The organism is Paenibacillus mucilaginosus 3016 (genome assembly GCF_000250655.1).
Lineage (GTDB): Bacteria > Bacillota > Bacilli > Paenibacillales > NBRC-103111 > Paenibacillus_G > Paenibacillus_G mucilaginosus.
Map to the genome: position 1 here is coordinate 257,501 of NC_016935.1, position 17,177 is coordinate 274,677.

The following is a 17,177-nucleotide window of genomic DNA, read 5'->3' on the forward strand; positions in this document are numbered from 1 at the left end:
CCGATAGTGAAGCAGTACCGTGAGGGAAAGGTGAAAAGAACCGCGGGAGCGGAGTGAAAAAGAACCTGAAACCGTGTGCTTACAAGAAGTCAGAGCCCGTTAATGGGTGATGGCGTGCCTTTTGTAGAATGAACCGGCGAGTTACGTTCCCGTGCGAGGTTAAGGTGAGAAGCCGCAGCCGCAGCGAAAGCGAGTCTGAATAGGGCGACATAGTACGTGGACGTAGACCCGAAACCGTGTGATCTACCCCTGTCCAGGGTGAAGGTGCGGTAACACGCACTGGAGGCCCGAACCCACGAATGTTGAAAAATTCGGGGATGAGGTGGGGGTAGCGGAGAAATTCCAATCGAACTCGGAGATAGCTGGTTCTCCCCGAAATAGCTTTAGGGCTAGCCTCGGGTTAGCGTTGCGGAGGTAAAGCACTGATTGGGTGCGGGGCCCGCCAAGGGTTACCAAGTCCAGTCAAACTCTGAATGCCGCAAACGTGATGCCCGGGAGTCAGACAGTGAGTGCTAAGATCCATTGTCAAGAGGGAAACAGCCCAGATCATCAGCTAAGGTCCCCAAGTGTGTGTTAAGTGGGAAAGGATGTGGAGTTGCACAGACAACCAGGATGTTGGCTTAGAAGCAGCCACCATTGAAAGAGTGCGTAATAGCTCACTGGTCGAGTGACTCTGCGCCGAAAATGTAACGGGGCTAAACACACCACCGAAGCTATGAGTCCAAGGTGCAAACTTGTTTGCACCCGGGCAGTAGGGGAGCGTTGTATGCGGGTTGAAGGTTGATCGTGAGGACAGCTGGACTGCATACAAGTGAGAATGCCGGTATGAGTAACGAAAAGATCAGTGAGAATCTGATCCGCCGAAAGCCTAAGGGTTCCTGAGGAAGGCTCGTCCGCTCAGGGTAAGTCGGGACCTAAGGCGAGGCCGAAAGGCGTAGTCGAAGGACAACAGGTTGAAATTCCTGTACCACCGTGAACCGTTATGAGCAATGGGGTGACGCAGAAGGATAGTGACGCGAGCTGATGGATGCTCGTCCAAGCAGTAAGGCTGATGTGTAGGCAAATCCGCACATCGTAAGGCTAAGCTGTGATGGGGAGGGAAATTTAAGTACCGAAGGTCATGAGTTCAGGCTGCCAAGAAAAGCCTCTAGCCAGGGAGAAGGTGCCCGTACCGCAAACCGACACAGGTAGGCGAGCAGAGCATGCTAAGGCGCGCGGAAGAACTCTCGTTAAGGAACTCGGCAAAATGACCCCGTAACTTCGGGAGAAGGGGTGCCTCGGTAGGGTGAATAGCCCGAGGGGGCCGCAGTGAAAAGGCCCAAGCGACTGTTTAGCAAAAACACAGGTCTGTGCGAAGCCGCAAGGCGAAGTATACGGGCTGACGCCTGCCCGGTGCTGGAAGGTTAAGGGGAGCGGTTAGGAGCAATCCGAAGCTGTGAACCGAAGCCCCAGTAAACGGCGGCCGTAACTATAACGGTCCTAAGGTAGCGAAATTCCTTGTCAGGTAAATTCTGACCCGCACGAATGGCGTAACGACTTGGGCGCTGTCTCGACGAGAGATCCGGTGAAATTTTAATACCTGTGAAGATGCAGGTTACCCGCGACAAGACGGAAAGACCCCATGGAGCTTTACTGCAGCTTGATATTGGACTTTGGTACGATCTGTACAGGATAGGTGGGAGCCTGAGAAGCCTGAGCGCCAGCTTGGGTGGAGGCGCCGTTGGGATACCACCCTGATCGTATCGGAGTTCTAACCTGGTACCGTGATCCGGTACGGGGACAGTGTCAGGTGGGCAGTTTGACTGGGGCGGTCGCCTCCTAAAGCGTAACGGAGGCGCCCCAAGGTTCCCTCAGAATGGTTGGAAATCATTCGAAGAGTGCAAAGGCATAAGGGAGCTTGACTGCGAGACAAACAGGTCGAGCAGGGACGAAAGTCGGGCTTAGTGATCCGGTGGTACCGAATGGAAGGGCCATCGCTCAACGGATAAAAGCTACCCTGGGGATAACAGGCTTATCTCCCCCAAGAGTCCACATCGACGGGGAGGTTTGGCACCTCGATGTCGGCTCATCGCATCCTGGGGCTGAAGTAGGTCCCAAGGGTTGGGCTGTTCGCCCATTAAAGCGGTACGCGAGCTGGGTTCAGAACGTCGTGAGACAGTTCGGTCCCTATCTGTCGCGGGCGCAGGAAATTTGAGAGGAGCTGTCCTTAGTACGAGAGGACCGGGATGGACGTACCGCTGGTGTACCAGTTGTTCCGCCAGGAGCACGGCTGGATAGCCAAGTACGGACGGGATAAGCGCTGAAAGCATCTAAGCGTGAAGCCCCCCTCAAGATGAGATTTCCCAGTATGTAAGACCCCTTGTAGACGACGAGGTTGATAGGTTCGGGGTGGAAGCGCGGCAACGCGTGGAGCTGACGAATACTAATCGGTCGAGGGCTTATCCACAAGCTTCCGTAAGGAAGCGGCGGCAGTAATATAGATGTTAGATCTTTAGCTAGCAGTTTTCGTTTCCAGTTTTCAAGGTGCAAGCCTTGAACAACCGTTTGGTGATGATGGCGGAAGGGAACCACGCGTACCCATCCCGAACACGAACGTTAAGCCTTCCAGCGTCGATGGTACTTGGACCGCAGGGTCCTGGGAGAGTAGAACGTCGCCAAGCAGCAGCCCCTGTAAGCCCGCCTATGGGTGGGCTTTTTCATGCGGCTATTTCATAAGGGCCCTTAGCTCAGCTGGTTAGAGCGCACCCCTGATAAGGGTGAGGTCGGTGGTTCGAGTCCACTAGGGCCCACCATATAACTTTATAATCGCATGGGGCCATAGCTCAGCTGGGAGAGCGCCTGCCTTGCAAGCAGGAGGTCAGCGGTTCGATCCCGCTTGGCTCCACCATGATTTTATCTAGTATGGCCCGTTGGTCAAGGGGTTAAGACACCTCCCTTTCACGGAGGTAACAGGGGTTCGAATCCCCTACGGGTCATGTTATCCTGGAGGCTTAGTGAAGTGGCTAAACACGGCAGACTGTAAATCTGCTCTCATCGAGTTCGGTGGTTCGAATCCATCAGCCTCCACCACTTCTTTTCAGTAATCTTATTCCCTGATAGCTCAGTTGGTAGAGCACTCGACTGTTAATCGAGTTGTCACAGGTTCGAGTCCTGTTCGGGGAGCCATATGGAGGCTTAGCTCAGCTGGGAGAGCATCTGCCTTACAAGCAGAGGGTCGGCGGTTCGATCCCGTCAGCCTCCACCATATCGTTTTACTTTGGCTTGGAGCCGTGGTGTAGAGGCCTAACATGCCTGCCTGTCACGCAGGAGACCGCGGGTTCGAATCCCGTCGGCTCCGCCATTTTTAATCTCTTGAAGTAAGGCTCGGTAGCTCAGTTGGTAGAGCAGAGGACTGAAAATCCTCGTGTCGGCGGTTCGATTCCGTCCCGAGCCACTTTCTTTTCCCCAAGAGCCATTAGCTCAGTTGGTAGAGCACCTGACTTTTAATCAGGGTGTCGTAGGTTCGAGTCCTACATGGCTCACTTTTTTTATGCGGTCGTGGCGGAATTGGCAGACGCGCTAGATTCAGGTTCTAGTGGTGTAACAGCCGTGGAGGTTCGAGTCCTCTCGACCGCACCACCTGCGGAAGTGGCTCAGCGGTAGAGCATCGCCTTGCCAAGGCGAGGGTCGCGGGTTCGATTCCCGTCTTCCGCTCCAATTATAAAATTCGGCGCTGTAGCCAAGTGGTAAGGCAGGGCTCTGCAAAAGCCTTATCCCCGTGTTCGACTCCGGGCAGCGCCTTTTTTATAGATCTGTGTTCCCTTAGCTCAGCTGGATAGAGCGTTTGACTACGAATCAAAAGGTCGGGAGTTCGAATCTCTCAGGGAACGCTTGACGGGATGTAGCTCAGCTTGGTAGAGCACCTGGTTTGGGACCAGGGGGTCGCATGTTCAAATCGTGTCATCCCGATAAAAGCAAGGAGCCCAGGCGCGGGCTCTTTTGCTTATGAAATTGATGGATGTTTCCGTTTCTCAGGGTAACGCTTCCAAGGCTTCAGTTGCCATCTGAGGAAAGAGCTTTGGGTTTCTTTTTCGGAGAAAGTTGATGTATAATAAGTTCTGTAGCACGGGGCCATAGCTCAGCTGGGAGAGCGCCTGCCTTGCAAGCAGGAGGTCAGCGGTTCGATCCCGCTTGGCTCCACCAATATGCTTCCATAGCTCAGTAGGTAGAGTGCATCCATGGTAAGGATGAGGTCACCGGTTCGATCCCGGTTGGAAGCTTTTGTGGAGAGGTGTCCGAGTGGTCGAAGGAGCACGACTCGAAATCGTGTAGGCGTGTGAGCGTCTCGTGGGTTCGAATCCCACCCTCTCTGCCAGATTTCTGTTTAGATGCATGGAGAGATACCCAAGTGGCTCAAGGGGACCCTCTGCTAAGGGGTTAGACTGCGCAAGTGGTGCGAGGGTTCGAATCCCTCTCTCTCCGGTTTCTTATAATAATACGATCGCTTAGCTCAGCTGGGAGAGCATTACCTTGACAGGGTAAGGGTCGGCGGTTCGATCCCGTCAGCGATCACCAAACATGCCGTCGTAGCTCAGCGGTAGAGCAACGCACTCGTAATGCGTAGGTCGGAGGTTCGATTCCTCTCGACGGCACCAGACCAGTACCGGGTCCGATCCCTGTGGCGGGGATCCTATGGAGAGGTGTCCGAGCTGGCCGAAGGAGCACGATTGGAAATCGTGTAGGCGTCACAAGCGTCTCGAGGGTTCGAATCCCTCTCTCTCCGTTGGCAGCATCCAAGCCCGCGGCCGTTGGCCGCGTAACCGAGCGGTTGTGGTGGAATGGCAGACACGCTATCTTGAGGGGGTAGTGGGCTTACGCCCGTGGAGGTTCGAGTCCTCTCAACCGCATACAAGTAACGACAACATGGCTGCATTACGCAATACGCAGCCCAGAAAGAAGAGCCCGAGCGGCTCTTTTTTTCGTATCCCGGGTTTTTGCGTAACGTCCCTGCATTATCGTGGGGGAGCATAGTTGGTCGCCGAATAGATGCATGGACGAGGGGCATGTGGACTGCAAGGATTTCAAGGAAGTGTGGCATGCTGGGGTTACTTTGGAAGCAGGAAGAACTCCTTGTACAACCCCGGCTTTTTTGGTATCCTTAGCGAATTAGGGAGTTTGAGAGGTGCTGGCGTGGAAAGCCTTCAGGTACGCAAAGTATTGAACAACAACGTCATCATCGCGGTCCACCCGGAGTACGGAGAGACGGTGGTGATCGGTAAAGGCATCGGGTTCAGCCGGAAGCAGGGGGATGCCATCGCCCTGGACAGCATTGAGAAGATGTTCATCCTCACCAATGAGAAGGCGAAGGAGCAGTATAAGCTCCTGATGCATCAAGTGGATGAGAAGCTGATTGAAGTCATGAACGACGTTATTTTCTATATATCGCAGCACGCCGGGGCGCCGCTCAATGAGCAGATTCACATTGCGCTTACGGACCATATTGCCTTCGCGATCAAGCGGTACAGGCAGCACATTCCGATCCACAATCCGTTTCAGTATGAGACCCGGGAGCTCTACCCGCGGGAATACCTGCTCGCCCAGCACGTCATTGATGAGATCAACCGGCGTCTTGGAGTTCAGCTTCCGGAAGACGAAGTGGGATTTGTGGCGCTTCATATTTACAGCGCTATCACAAACCGTCATGTCGTAGAGGTCAAGGAGCATTCGAGACTGGTCACCGATCTCATCGATCTCATTGAGCGCAAGCTGGAGATCAAGATCAAGAAGGACAGCCTGGATTATGCGCGTCTGCTGCGTCATCTTATGGTAGCGCTTGAGCGGATCCGCCGCGGCGAGCGGGTAGAAGAGCCCACGAAGATTGCCGAGATTATCAAAAATGAGTACCCCGAGATGTATTCGTTTGCATGGACGCTGATGAAGGTGATCCAGCAGCGCATGCAGAAGCCGGTCTATGAAGCGGAAGCCATCTATTTGACCATTCATTTGCAAAGGATGCTCCCAAGCGAGGGGTCTTAGAGGGAAAGTGGTCAAATTTGTGAAGAGGGATTGTGCTCCTTACGGGAGCGTGCTATAATCTCTCGTGTAAAGAGCCTTTTGGTTCATCAAACAACGGAATAGTTTCGTGTTACTGATTCGATCAGGCATGAGTGAGCAAGGTCTGCTAATGATTTGGCCTATTTGGGTTAACCTACCCTTAGGACTTTCATTACACCTTGTTTGCGCATGCCTTTTTTCGTTTGCTGAATCTAAGGGTATATGAAGGATAAAAGGAGAGGAAGGCTCATGTTCAAGCAATTGTTCGGCGTGCTGCAGAAGGTCGGTAAAGCGCTGATGCTTCCGGTGGCCATCCTGCCTGCAGCAGGGATTCTGCTTGCACTCGGGAATGTGCTTCACAATGCATCGCTGCTCGAGCTGATGCCGGCACTGAATGCCGGATGGATACAGCTCATTGCTACGGTGATGGAGCAGGCGGGGAACATCGTATTCTCCAACCTGGCGCTTCTGTTTGCCGTCGGTGTAGCCGTCGGTCTGGCCGGCGGAGATGGCGTCGCGGGGATCGCGGCGATCATCGGATTTTTGATTATGAATGTCACCATGGGCGTCTTCAAAGGCGTTACCCCGGAAATGGTGAAGACGGATATGTCGTATGCGAACGTGCTCGGGATCAATACACTCCAGACCGGCGTCTTCGGCGGGGTTATCATCGGGATACTCGCTGCATCGATGTACAACCGTTTCTTCAAAATCCAGCTGCCTTCGTACCTCGGCTTCTTCGCAGGCAAGCGGTTCGTTCCGATCATTACAGCCGTCTCATCGCTGGTACTCGGGATCCTGATGATCTTCATCTGGCCACCGATTCAGAGCGGCCTCAATCACTTCTCGCATAACATGCTGGATGCGAATCCGACGCTTGCGGCCTTCTTCTTCGGCCTCATCGAACGCTCCCTGATTCCATTCGGACTTCACCACATTTTCTACTCGCCGTTCTGGTTCGAATTCGGACAGTACGTGGACAAGGCGGGCGAAATTGTGCGCGGCGACCAGAAAATCTTCTTCGCCCAGCTGAAAGACGGCGTGGCCCTTACGGCCGGTACGTTCATGGTCGGTAAATTCCCGTTCATGATGTTCGGACTTCCGGCAGCTGCGCTGGCGATCTATCACGAAGCCAGACCGGAGCAAAAGAAGTATGTTGCCGGGATTATGGGTTCTGCGGCCCTCACGTCGTTCCTGACAGGGATCACCGAGCCGCTCGAGTTCTCGTTCCTGTTCGTAGCACCGTTCCTCTTCGCGATTCACGCGGTCTTCGCAGGTCTGTCGTTCATGGTGATGCAGATCCTGAATGTCAAGATCGGGATGACGTTCTCCGGCGGGGTTATCGACTTCCTGCTGTTCGGTGTAATTCAGAACCGTACCGCTTGGTGGCTGGTGATTCCGGTGGGTCTCGTCCTTGCCGTGATTTACTACTTCGGTTTCCGCTTCGCGATCCGCAAGTTCAACCTGAAGACTCCGGGCCGTGAAGATACGGAAGGCGCGGCTGACAAGCAGGCCGGTGCAGCCGATGAGCTGCCATCGAACGTGCTCGCGGCGCTCGGCGGTCAAAGCAACATCGAAAACCTCGATGCGTGCATCACGCGTCTTCGCGTTCAGGTCAAGGAATCCAAGCAGGTGGATAAAGACCGGCTGAAGCAGCTGGGTGCTGCCGGCGTTCTCGAGGTAGGGAACAACATCCAGGCGATCTTCGGTACGCACTCGGATATTCTGAAGAGCCAGATTCACGACATCATGCAGGGCCGCGCGGTTACCGCAGCGCCTGCACCGGCTGCTCCGGCGGCACCTGCAGCAGTGCAGACCACCGATGCTTCCGGCGCGGTAACAGAGGAGCCGATCGTGGCGCCGCTGGACGGCGAGCTGGTCGACATCTCCGAAGTGCCGGATGAAGTGTTCTCCCAGCGGATGACCGGTGACGGATTTGCGATCCTGCCGAAGAACGGCATCGTGGCTTCTCCGGTGAACGGAACGATCTACAACGTGTTCCCGAGCAAGCATGCGATCGGGATCCAATCCGAAGGCGGCAAGGAGCTGCTTGTCCACTTCGGGGTCAACACCGTAAAATTAAAGGGCAAAGGCTTCACGGCCCTCGTCGCCCAAGGTGACACGGTCAAGGCCGGCCAGCCGATCCTGGAGGTCGATATCGACTTCGTCAGAGAGAATGCGCCGTCCATTGCAACCCCGGTCATCTTCACGAACCTGCCGGAAGGCGCTTCGGTGAAGCTGAACAAAACCGGTCCGGTGACCCTCGGCGAGAAAGACATCATCACGATTAAGCTGCCTTAAGACCAATCGGTTTCAAACCAAACCGTAAGGTCCAATACGGAGTAAGAGATTGACGCTGTACCGTCCCCATGGGCGGTACGGTGTTATCTTTTCATAAAATAGCAAGGCATCCAGATTCAGCAGCGCTTCTTAATGCTCAAGACATACCCCAAAAAAAACCATATACGGAGGTACTTATCATGCAAAAAACATTCAAAATTACAAGCGAAGACGGTATCCACGCTCGTCCGGCCACAGCCCTGGTAAACACAGCCAACAAATTCAAATCCGAAGTGTTCGCTGAGTCCGGCGGCCGCAAAGTAACGATGAAGTCGATCCTGGGCGTACTGTCCTTCGGTCTGGAGCCTGGCGACACGATTACGTTCCTGGCGAGCGGTGAAGATGAGGCGGAAGTGATGGCGGCGCTGGAAGACATCATGGTTAAAGAAGGGCTGGGGGACCTGCATGAATAATATTCATGGCATAGCGGCTGCCTCCGGGATCGCCATTGCGAAGGCGTTCCGGCTGGAAGCGGCCCACCTCGATATCCGGAAGGCGGAGGGCAAGGACCCGGAAGCCGAAATTCAAAAATTCGAGAGCGCTCTGGAGCAGTCCAGAGCGGATCTCGAAGCCCTGAAGGAACGCACCCGCGTACAGCTGGGCGACGAGAAGGCGGAGATTTTCGAATCCCACCTGCTCGTACTGGGTGATCCTGAGCTGATCGATCCTGTGAAGGAGAAAATCCGCAGCGAGCGCATCAATGCGGAATGGGCACTGCAGGAGGTTGCAGCCGGATTCATCGCCATGTTCGAGAACATGAAGAGTGCCTACCTGCGCGAGCGGGCGGCCGATATGCGCGATGTAACCAAGCGCGTGCAGTCGTACATGCTTGGCGTAAAGTTCGTGAACCTTACGGCGATCGACGAAGAAGTCGTTCTGATCGCGGAAGATCTCACGCCTTCGGACACGGCGCAGCTCAACCGTCAATTCGTAAAGGGCTTCGCCACGAACATCGGCGGCCGGACGTCGCACTCGGCGATCATGGCCCGCTCGCTCGAAATTCCGGCGGTGGTCGGTACGAAGAACGTGCTTGAAGTCGTGCAGGACGGCGACCTCGTAATCCTTGACGGCCTGACAGGTCAGGTGATCGTGAAGCCGGAGCCGGCTGTCGTGGAAGAGTACCGCGAGAAGCAGGCGCAGTACGAAGCCCAGCGGGCTGAGTGGGCGAAGCTGCGCAGCGAGCCTTCCGTTACAGCGGATGGCCACCATGTGGAGCTTGCAGCGAACATCGGCACGCCGAATGACGTGGCCGGCGTAATTGACAACGGCGGGGAAGCGGTAGGCCTCTACCGTACGGAGTTCCTCTATATGGGCCGCGACAAGCTGCCTACAGAGAAGGAGCAGTTCAACGCCTACAAGGCCGTGCTTGAGAAGATGGAAGGCAAGCCGGTCGTCGTGCGTACGCTCGATATCGGCGGCGACAAGGAGCTTCCTTATCTCGATCTGCCGAAAGAGATGAACCCGTTCCTGGGCTTCCGTGCCGTACGTCTATGTCTGGAGCAGCAGGACTTGTTCCGTACCCAGCTCCGTGCGCTGCTGCGTGCGAGCGTATACGGCAACCTGCGGATCATGTTCCCGATGATCGCTACGCTGGATGAATTCCGCGAAGCGAAGGCGATCCTGCTGGAAGAGAAGGCAAAGCTTATCGAAGAGCAGATCCCTGTATCCGACAGCATCCAGCTCGGCATCATGGTGGAGATTCCTTCGACAGCCGTCATGGCGGATCAGTTCGCCAAAGAAGTGGACTTCTTCTCGATCGGCACCAACGACCTCATTCAATATACGATGGCGGCAGACCGGATGAACGAGCGGGTATCGTACCTGTACCAGCCGTACAACCCGGCGATTCTGCGCCTGGTCCAGATGGTCATCGACGCGGCGCACAAGGAAGGCAAGTGGACCGGCATGTGCGGCGAGATGGCAGGCGATGCTACGGCGATTCCGCTGCTCATCGGTCTGGGACTCGACGAGTTCAGCATGAGCGCGTCCTCGATCCTTCCGGCCCGCTCGCAGATCTCCAAGCTGTCGCTGGCGGAGATGAAGAAGCTGGCTGCAGAAGCGCTGCAGCAGCGTACCGCGGCGGATGTCGTTGCACTGGTGAAGCGTGCTACGGAAGATCAGGTTAACTAACGTGTAAGAGCTCTACTCAATCCTATCATCGTCTCACCAAGGGCACCCGAGAGGGTGCCCTTTGCGCATGAAGCAAGGGTACTGAATGCGGCGCGTATGTCTTGGTTCTTGAGAAGACATGGAACGTCCGGTAAGAACGTCAAAACGGTGATTCCCAATTTGTGGTCAGAGAAGATGTGCTGACTCGGGTGCTCCGGTTTATCAGCGAGCAGGGCATAGGGGAAGGCTCTCCCCGCATAGAAAAGTCCCCTTTCGGGCTTCAAACGGGCTTGTCCATGCCTCTGGCTGGGACAAAAACCGGTTTCCGAAAGGGGGAAGCGGAATTTGGGATCAAACTGCCGTCTCACCGATTAACGTGCTTTTTCTCTGCCGGTTACGGAGCCGTTGGTGGTCGTCGTTGTCGTGTAAGTGTCATGGTCGCGGTCTCTCTCACGGCCGCGCAGACCCATCAGACCGGCGAGACCCAGCAGGCCGAGCCAGCCCCAATCCATGCCGTCATCGTCTGCGGCAGAGGTTTGGTTATAGCCGGTGCCCGTACCGCTTGTACCGCTCAGGTTATTGGAAGTGCCGCCGCTGGATGTGCCGTCACTTGTACCGTCGATGCCGCTGTTGGTGTTGATGCCGCCGGACGTGCTGTCGGAGCCGCTCATCGTGCTGGTACCGGACGTGCTGTCTGTGCCGCTTGTCGAAGTACCCGAGCCTGTGCTATTCATGGTGCCGGTGCTGCTGGTACTTGTGCTGCTGCCCGTCATTCCGGAGTCTGTCGTCCCTGCTGCTCCATCGGACGCCAGGGCTGCTGTTCCCAGAGAAGTGGCCAGTGCTACGGTCAGGCAGGTTACGCGCAATGTTTTCAACATGTTCGATCATCTCCTTAAAAATGGGTTTGAATGGCTTGTCAAAAAGGGACGGTCAGTATCAAATCGTCAGCTCTCCTGACGCTGGCGGGCACGGGCTTCGCCGCCCTTCTCCCCAATCTCCTGGTAGAACTCCTTGTCATGGGATTCTGCGGTAGCTTCGCCGCCTTTGCGACCAATCTCCTGATAGAACTCCTTGTCATGCGTCCTTGCCGTAGCTTCGCCGCCCTTACGACCTGCTTCTTCACGGCTCATCTTGTTGTCGTTGTTCTCTGCCATGGGAATCACTCCTTATCGGTTGTTGGTCCTGCCTAGACCTTCCTTACCCTCCTCAGATTTGGATAAAACAGCCAAATGCTATGGGTAGGGAAAAGAAGAACACTTCCCTGCGATCCCGGGTGTGCGATCCATCGTACGCTCGGGCGGGCGGATATCACGGTCACGAACCCCGGTCAGAGCCGGTTATTAGGGGATAAGCTGGTACCGAAAGCCGCCCCAAACGGGAAGAACCCGCCTAGCACGGAACGTGCGGGCGGGTTCGGATACTCCGGTAACCTGTATGAACGACTTATACAAACTCGTCACTCTCAGGGTCATAATAATCAATCTGATCGGGGAAGGAAGCCCGGCCTGCCAAGGCCGCATTCTGCATGATCTGGAACCAGCGGTCGGTTCCTTCATCGGCTTCGTCCTCATCGCTTCCCTGATGCTGTCCGCTGCCTGCGAACCCTTCGCTCATCTGGGCGCTTGGGCCCGCCGCATCGTTCTCCGCATTCCGGTTTGCGGCCGCCTCCCCTGCAGGGGGATTCATTCCGAAGAGGGCTTCCGCTTCGGCTTCCTTCGATTCGTTATACTCTGTCATATGCCCTGCTCCTTTCCTCCGGCGGATGGTATTTCTTACGATTTCCTATTCCCGCCAGAATTATGAATGCCATCTTAGGCATGGCGTAACACTAAACTCAAATCCGCCTAATAAAAGGCTAACACTTTTTTGATACGATGGCTTGGCAGAAGCTCCGAACCCTGGCGTTCGGAGGAAAAATGCAGGAAAAGGCAGGAGGCGGCTTATGGCAAAGGGAATGAGGACGGCGCAAAGCGTGCTGCTGGTGACTGCGGACGCGGCGCTGGCTTCTTATATCGATAGTATTCTGAATAAAGGGCTCGGCATCCGGATCGTGCATGTCCATTCGTTCGCTGAGGCGCGTACCGGATTCGCTCAAGGAGGCTTCTCTGCGGTATTGGCTGACCTGCCAGACGTCTCTGTAGAGGAACTGGGCTTCTGGAAGACGGAGGTGCCTGTCCTGCTGCTCGCCACGGAGGAAGCGAGACCGGCAGCCCGCCGGGCGGTAGAGGAAGGACTGGCATTGCTCTATATGATTCGTGACGGTCTGTCCCCGGATACGCTGATCGGAGCCGTAATGGATGCAGTTGAGCGTCCGGGGACGCTGTGGTAGCACTGCAGGAGAGCAGAGCAGCCAGGCAGGCGATAGGCGTTAGCCGGGGATGAACGGGATCAAGGCGGACAGACGGCTGGGGAAGGAGGGGATGACATTGAACAAGAGCAAGGGGCCGGAGGAGACCCTGCCGCGTTGGAACCGCAAGCTCCTCAATGCCTATTGGTTTTTTGTCATCTCCATGACGGCGGGCGAGACGGCAAACCTCTTTTTGGCGGAATCGCCGGCGTGGGAGTTTATCGTGCAGTCCATTGTGCGCCCTACCCTGCTTTTCGTTGCGATCATGGCTCTGAGCGAATGGGGTTACCGAAAACTCAGTATGTCCAGTCCCTTGATCGTGATCTTCACGGGCCATCTGCTCATTACCGTGGGCGTGTGGGTGCATGCGGTGGTGGACAGCATTCTGCTGATCTACGTGCTGCCACTGCTTGTGTCGGTTTTTTACTTTCAGAAAAAGTATGTCTACCTTGCCAGCGCATTGAATCTGGCATCCTTCCTCCTGCTGTATCTCCTCAATCCCATTCTCTATGAGCGGACTTCGGGCGTGGAGGTTATGACCACCGTGCTTCTTCTGGGTTATGGCAGTCCTTATGTAGCGGCCAAGATCATGGACCGCGGTGTCGATCTCATGCGGGACCTCAAGACGGACGCGCTTACGGGATTATACAACCATATTACCTTCCACGGGTTCCTGGACCGCGCCTTGGAGCGACAGCAGGCCGGGGCGGGCGGTGCCATGCTAGCCGTGATGGACATCGATCACTTCAAAAGCGTGAACGACACGTACGGGCACCGGGCAGGGGACTTCGTGCTGCGGCGCGTGGCGGCGATCATCCAAAGCCGCATCGGTCCGGATGATACAGCGGCCCGGTACGGGGGCGAAGAGTTCGCGCTCTTGATGCCGTCGAGGTCCGAGCAGGAGGCTTATGCGCTGTGTGAGGACATCCGCCTGCAGCTTGCGGCTGCGGCTCATCAGGAGCTCGACGGCCGGGCGGTCACGATCTCGGTCGGCCTCTGCAGGCTGAGACCGGGGATGGACAAGGAGGCCTGGTTCCAGAGGGCGGATGCGCTGCTGTACCGTGCCAAGCGGGAGGGCCGCAACCGGACAGTGAGAGAGGACGACCCCGGGGGCGCCTGAGCGTTTATTAAAAATATCAGATGACGGAAACGAGCCAAAGCGAGTTATCGCTTCTGATATTTCAAAAAGAAAACCGTCCGGAAGCGTGCCCGGACGGTGTTTTTGGGTATTTGGGGTATACCTGCCGGAGATCGTTCGCGATTACCGGCCTTCCATGTTGTAGAAGGTCAGGAGAACGGCGGCGAGGCCGAGCAGGAGATAGAGCGAAGCCTGCAGGAGCGGGAAGGGGAACGCCATGGCAAAAATCATAAGCCAGACGCCCGACAGCAGCGAAATCCAGTTGAAGAGCGAATCCCAGCCGGATTTGCCGTAGCCAAGCAGACTGGACAGGAGCAGGACACCGCCTCCGATAACGGAAGACCAGAGTGCACCACTGCTGCCGGCAAAGCCCATAATCCACGGAGCCATGATGAACCACAGGCCGATCAGTGCCACGAGCGAGCTGCGTTGAGTCATTGATCTGCACCTCCTTGGGTAGAAGGACATCCGGGTCCTTCTGTGATATAGTATATGTAAGCGTTATCACAAAAGTGACACAAGCTTGCGAAAAATAGGATATCATCCCGCACTATGTTGAAAAACAGACAAGCCGGCCGAATCATGGAGAAGGGATACCCCTTCCCATGTAGAATAGTGTGATCTAGGAAGCTCACGTCTGCAGGAACCAAGGAGGAAACGAACAAAGTGAATACCGTAACCGTTCAGCAGCTGGTGGACCGTTTCTCGCTGGAGGTGCTTGCGGGCAAGGACCAGCTGCACCGCACGATCGCGAAAACCCGGGTGTACCGGCCGGGCCTCGAGTTTGCCGGCTATTATGATTTTTTCTCCCATGCGCATGTACAGATCCTGGGCCGCAAGGAGATTAACTACCTGCACAAGCTCACGGAAGAAGAACGGAATCTGCGCATCGGCAACGTGGTCAAATACCATCCGCCCTGCTTCGTGGTGACCCGGGGCCAGGAGGGGCTCAAGTACCTGAAGAAATACTGCGAGGAAGAGGGCATTCCCTTGCTCCGCACGGGAGAGGCGACGAGCAAGGTGATGCCGATGATGGATATCTACCTGGCCAAGGAGCTGGCCGAGGAAGCCGCCATCCACGGGGTATGCGTCAATGTGTCCGGTATCGGCATCCTGCTGCGCGGCAAATCGGGCGTCGGCAAGAGCGAGACCGCCCATACGCTCATCCGCCGGGGACATCGGCTGGTCGCGGACGATATCGTCGTACTCAAGAAGATCTCGCCGGAGACGATCATCGGCACCCACAACGGCAAGACGAAGGAGTTCCTGGCCCTGCGGAGCATCGGGCTCATCAATGTCTCCAGGCTGTACGGGCGCAAGGCGTTCCAGGATGAGACGCGGATCGTGCTCGACATCGAGCTGACGAAGTGGCAGGAGAATGCGCTGAACAACGAGCTGGAGCTCGAACCGAAATACACCGAGTACATGGATGTGAAAATCCCGCATATTGAAATTCAGCTGCAGCCGGGACGCGACGTCGCCGGACTGGTGGAAGCCGCGGCCAATAACTGGTATCTGCGCCAGCAGGGCTACAGTGCGGCGGAGGATTTCATGAAGCGTCTGCAGAGCGAGGATTGAAGTCAAACAGGAAGGGGAGGGTGCTGCGAGAGCGGCACTCTTTTTTGTCATACATGGAATAAGTGAGGGGAACGGAGGCAGCGGTTAGGCCCAAAGCCGTGTAAAAAGGAGAGGTCGGAGGGTAAGAAGGGGGGAAGGCGTTTACACTAGGGAAAGTGGATCTCTTACCCATATCGCTGAGAGGAGAGGAAGAGGATGGAGCATTCCAAACGGCTGCTGATTACCGGAGCGGGAGGAAGGATCGGAAGCTGTCTGGCGGAAGGCCTGAGAGCCCATGGCGGTTATGAGGTGGTGGCGGCCGACCTGAAAGAGGACAAGACGGCGGGCATCCTGCAGCTCGATGTGACCGACGGGGAGCGGCTGAACGAGCTGGCGCAGGGTGTGGATACGATTATGCATTTTGCATGGGCGAAGGATGAAGGGGACTTTCTCGGTAAAGTGCTGCCGGTGAATGTCACCGGGGCGTACCATGTATACGAGGCGGCCCGGCTGAACGGGGTGAAGCGGGTGATCTTCGCCTCCTCGAACCATGCAACGGGCTTCTATGAAGTCGGGGAAGACGTCATGCCGGACGAGCCATACCGCCCGGACAGCTTCTACGGGCTCAGCAAATGCTACATCGAGCTCCTCGGCCGTTATTATGCGGACAAGTACGGCGTGTCGTCCATCAATCTGCGGATCGGGAACTTCCCGGGTGACGACCAGCCTCATTCGGAGCGGGCCGCCCATATTTTTATCTCGGAGCGGGATATGATCTCCCTGGCGGTATGCTGTATCGAAGCGGGTCCGGAGATCGATTTCCTGAGCCTGTACGGGACCTCGGCGAATACGGACAACTATTACGACATCGGCTATCTGGAGGAGCTGATCGGCTATAAGCCGCAGGATGACGGCCGGACACTGCTGGAGGAGGCGAGGCGCCGGCATGTGAAGATCAAGGACGATGAGACCTGCTTCCAGGGTGGAGCGGTAGAGAAGGAGCAGCCGCAGGATAGGCGATAGCCTGGCATGGCTGGGCTGACGGGAATGCTTGGGAGCAGCGGCCGCTGAGCTTCTGAACAGGTACTTGGAGCGGAAGAGGCTCAGCCGACCTGCATGTGAGGGGGGGAGTGACGGAGGGCATGATCCGGGGAGGCGGTTTAGCGGGGCGGGTTTCGGTTAATGAACGGTAGACCGTACCATTCCCCCGTGAAGAGAGGTGAGAAGCATGGATCTGGACAAGCTGCTGATCAAACTGGCAGGCAACGGCTTCATTGTCGTCCTGTTCCTGATGATGCTGACGGATGCGTCGTTCCTCGGAGCCCTGGTCACCGCCCTGCTGCTTTCCATTGTGGCGTGGTTCTTAGGCGACCGCTTCCTTCTTCCGAGAAGCAGCAATGTGATCGCAACAGCCGCCGACGGCGTGCTGGCCGCCATGGTCCTGTGGGCCGCCGCACGGATCGCCCCCTGGGAGATGTCCGTGCCCAAGCTCATCGGTCTGGTCGTCATCCTGGGCGCTTTCGAAGCCCTGTTCCACTTCTTCCTGCAGCGCCGTGACCCGTATTACCGCGGCGAGGCAGGCCGTGCCAAGGCCTAAGGGAAATGAGCACGGGAAGAACGGAAACAGCCGCCAAGCATGGGCTTGGCGGCTGT

Annotated in this window: 13 protein-coding genes, 22 tRNA genes and 2 rRNA genes (1 of these 37 cut by a window edge); 33 read left to right on the forward strand and 4 right to left on the reverse strand. The window is 56.3% G+C overall.

What is annotated here, in order from left to right; all coding sequences use genetic code 11:
* The 28 genes from PM3016_RS01160 to ptsP form a co-directional block, all read left to right on the forward strand.
* Positions 1–2,446: ribosomal RNA gene (locus PM3016_RS01160) — 23S ribosomal RNA — on the forward strand; it begins 484 nt to the left of the window's first position.
* A gap of 97 nt (positions 2,447–2,543) precedes the next feature.
* Positions 2,544–2,660: ribosomal RNA gene (gene rrf, locus PM3016_RS01165) — 5S ribosomal RNA — on the forward strand.
* 55 nt (positions 2,661–2,715) lie between these two features.
* Positions 2,716–2,792: transfer RNA gene (locus PM3016_RS01170), tRNA-Ile, on the forward strand.
* A gap of 19 nt (positions 2,793–2,811) precedes the next feature.
* Positions 2,812–2,887: transfer RNA gene (locus PM3016_RS01175), tRNA-Ala, on the forward strand.
* Positions 2,888–2,903: 16 nt separating this feature from the next.
* A tRNA-Glu gene (locus PM3016_RS01180) sits at positions 2,904–2,975 on the forward strand.
* A 9-nt stretch (positions 2,976–2,984) separates the two neighbouring features.
* A tRNA-Tyr gene (locus PM3016_RS01185) sits at positions 2,985–3,069 on the forward strand.
* A gap of 20 nt (positions 3,070–3,089) precedes the next feature.
* Positions 3,090–3,165 (forward strand) — tRNA-Asn (locus PM3016_RS01190).
* A 3-nt stretch (positions 3,166–3,168) separates the two neighbouring features.
* Positions 3,169–3,244, forward strand: a tRNA-Val gene (locus PM3016_RS01195).
* Between the two features lie 19 nt (positions 3,245–3,263).
* Positions 3,264–3,340, forward strand: a tRNA-Asp gene (locus tag PM3016_RS01200).
* A 20-nt stretch (positions 3,341–3,360) separates the two neighbouring features.
* Positions 3,361–3,433 (forward strand) — tRNA-Phe (locus tag PM3016_RS01205).
* A gap of 15 nt (positions 3,434–3,448) precedes the next feature.
* A tRNA-Lys gene (locus tag PM3016_RS01210) sits at positions 3,449–3,521 on the forward strand.
* Between the two features lie 10 nt (positions 3,522–3,531).
* Positions 3,532–3,618, forward strand: a tRNA-Leu gene (locus PM3016_RS01215).
* Positions 3,619–3,621: 3 nt separating this feature from the next.
* Positions 3,622–3,696 (forward strand) — tRNA-Gly (locus PM3016_RS01220).
* A gap of 12 nt (positions 3,697–3,708) precedes the next feature.
* Positions 3,709–3,780: transfer RNA gene (locus PM3016_RS01225), tRNA-Cys, on the forward strand.
* Between the two features lie 15 nt (positions 3,781–3,795).
* Positions 3,796–3,869: transfer RNA gene (locus PM3016_RS01230), tRNA-Arg, on the forward strand.
* Positions 3,870–3,874: 5 nt separating this feature from the next.
* A tRNA-Pro gene (locus PM3016_RS01235) sits at positions 3,875–3,948 on the forward strand.
* 158 nt (positions 3,949–4,106) lie between these two features.
* A tRNA-Ala gene (locus PM3016_RS01240) sits at positions 4,107–4,182 on the forward strand.
* Between the two features lie 4 nt (positions 4,183–4,186).
* Positions 4,187–4,259: transfer RNA gene (locus PM3016_RS01245), tRNA-Thr, on the forward strand.
* Between the two features lie 5 nt (positions 4,260–4,264).
* Positions 4,265–4,354 (forward strand) — tRNA-Ser (locus PM3016_RS01250).
* 19 nt (positions 4,355–4,373) lie between these two features.
* Positions 4,374–4,461: transfer RNA gene (locus tag PM3016_RS01255), tRNA-Ser, on the forward strand.
* Positions 4,462–4,478: 17 nt separating this feature from the next.
* Positions 4,479–4,554, forward strand: a tRNA-Val gene (locus PM3016_RS01260).
* Between the two features lie 5 nt (positions 4,555–4,559).
* Positions 4,560–4,634, forward strand: a tRNA-Thr gene (locus tag PM3016_RS01265).
* Positions 4,635–4,673: 39 nt separating this feature from the next.
* A tRNA-Ser gene (locus PM3016_RS01270) sits at positions 4,674–4,762 on the forward strand.
* 41 nt (positions 4,763–4,803) lie between these two features.
* Positions 4,804–4,886 (forward strand) — tRNA-Leu (locus PM3016_RS01275).
* 283 nt (positions 4,887–5,169) lie between these two features.
* A complete protein-coding gene (gene glcT / locus PM3016_RS01280) occupies positions 5,170–6,015 on the forward strand; it encodes a glucose PTS transporter transcription antiterminator GlcT (RefSeq protein ID WP_013914059.1) in 846 nt (281 codons plus the stop codon).
* 267 nt (positions 6,016–6,282) lie between these two features.
* Complete coding sequence (ptsG, locus tag PM3016_RS01285) at positions 6,283–8,334, forward strand: glucose-specific PTS transporter subunit IIBC (protein WP_014368174.1); 2,052 nt, start codon at positions 6,283–6,285, stop codon at positions 8,332–8,334.
* 179 nt (positions 8,335–8,513) lie between these two features.
* Complete coding sequence (locus PM3016_RS01290) at positions 8,514–8,786, forward strand: HPr family phosphocarrier protein (protein ID WP_013914061.1); 273 nt, start codon at positions 8,514–8,516, stop codon at positions 8,784–8,786.
* Positions 8,779–10,503, forward strand: coding sequence for a phosphoenolpyruvate--protein phosphotransferase (gene ptsP / locus PM3016_RS01295; protein ID WP_013914062.1), 1,725 nt, complete (start codon positions 8,779–8,781; stop codon positions 10,501–10,503). Before PM3016_RS01290 ends, ptsP begins: the two co-directional genes overlap by 8 nt.
* 350 nt (positions 10,504–10,853) lie before the next feature.
* Here the strand turns inward: ptsP and PM3016_RS01300 are convergent, their stop codons facing one another.
* The 3 genes from PM3016_RS01300 to PM3016_RS01310 form a co-directional block, all read right to left on the reverse strand.
* Positions 10,854–11,360, reverse strand: a complete 507-nt coding sequence (locus tag PM3016_RS01300) for a WGxxGxxG family protein (RefSeq protein ID WP_013914063.1) — start codon at positions 11,358–11,360, stop codon at positions 10,854–10,856.
* 66 nt (positions 11,361–11,426) lie between these two features.
* Positions 11,427–11,636: a KGG domain-containing protein gene (locus tag PM3016_RS01305; RefSeq protein ID WP_013914064.1), complete on the reverse strand. Its 210-nt coding sequence runs from the start codon at positions 11,634–11,636 to the stop codon at positions 11,427–11,429.
* Between the two features lie 289 nt (positions 11,637–11,925).
* Positions 11,926–12,219: a hypothetical protein gene (locus tag PM3016_RS01310; protein ID WP_013914065.1), complete on the reverse strand. Its 294-nt coding sequence runs from the start codon at positions 12,217–12,219 to the stop codon at positions 11,926–11,928.
* Positions 12,220–12,424: 205 nt separating this feature from the next.
* Between PM3016_RS01310 and PM3016_RS01315 the strand changes: the two genes are divergently transcribed.
* Together PM3016_RS01315 and PM3016_RS01320 are read left to right on the forward strand one after the other, a co-directional pair.
* Complete coding sequence (locus PM3016_RS01315; RefSeq protein WP_014368175.1) at positions 12,425–12,811, forward strand: hypothetical protein; 387 nt, start codon at positions 12,425–12,427, stop codon at positions 12,809–12,811.
* A 91-nt stretch (positions 12,812–12,902) separates the two neighbouring features.
* A complete protein-coding gene (locus PM3016_RS01320) occupies positions 12,903–13,949 on the forward strand; it encodes a GGDEF domain-containing protein (RefSeq protein ID WP_238540567.1) in 1,047 nt (348 codons plus the stop codon).
* Between the two features lie 141 nt (positions 13,950–14,090).
* On the opposite strand, the gene PM3016_RS01325 is transcribed toward PM3016_RS01320, so the two are convergent.
* Positions 14,091–14,405 (reverse strand): SPW repeat protein, encoded by a 315-nt coding sequence (locus PM3016_RS01325; RefSeq protein ID WP_014368177.1) that lies wholly within the window; start codon positions 14,403–14,405, stop codon positions 14,091–14,093.
* A gap of 228 nt (positions 14,406–14,633) precedes the next feature.
* Between PM3016_RS01325 and hprK the strand changes: the two genes are divergently transcribed.
* From hprK to PM3016_RS01340, 3 genes are all read left to right on the forward strand, one after another.
* On the forward strand, positions 14,634–15,545 hold the full coding sequence (gene hprK / locus PM3016_RS01330) for an HPr(Ser) kinase/phosphatase (RefSeq protein ID WP_013914069.1): 912 nt from the start codon (positions 14,634–14,636) through the stop codon (positions 15,543–15,545).
* A 195-nt stretch (positions 15,546–15,740) separates the two neighbouring features.
* Positions 15,741–16,547, forward strand: coding sequence for an NAD-dependent epimerase/dehydratase family protein (locus PM3016_RS01335; protein ID WP_013914070.1), 807 nt, complete (start codon positions 15,741–15,743; stop codon positions 16,545–16,547).
* Positions 16,548–16,752: 205 nt separating this feature from the next.
* Positions 16,753–17,121 carry a DUF2512 family protein gene (locus tag PM3016_RS01340; RefSeq protein ID WP_013914071.1) on the forward strand — a complete coding sequence of 123 codons (369 nt, stop codon included), beginning with the start codon at positions 16,753–16,755 and terminating at the stop codon, positions 17,119–17,121.
* Positions 17,122–17,177: the final 56 nt, after the last annotated feature.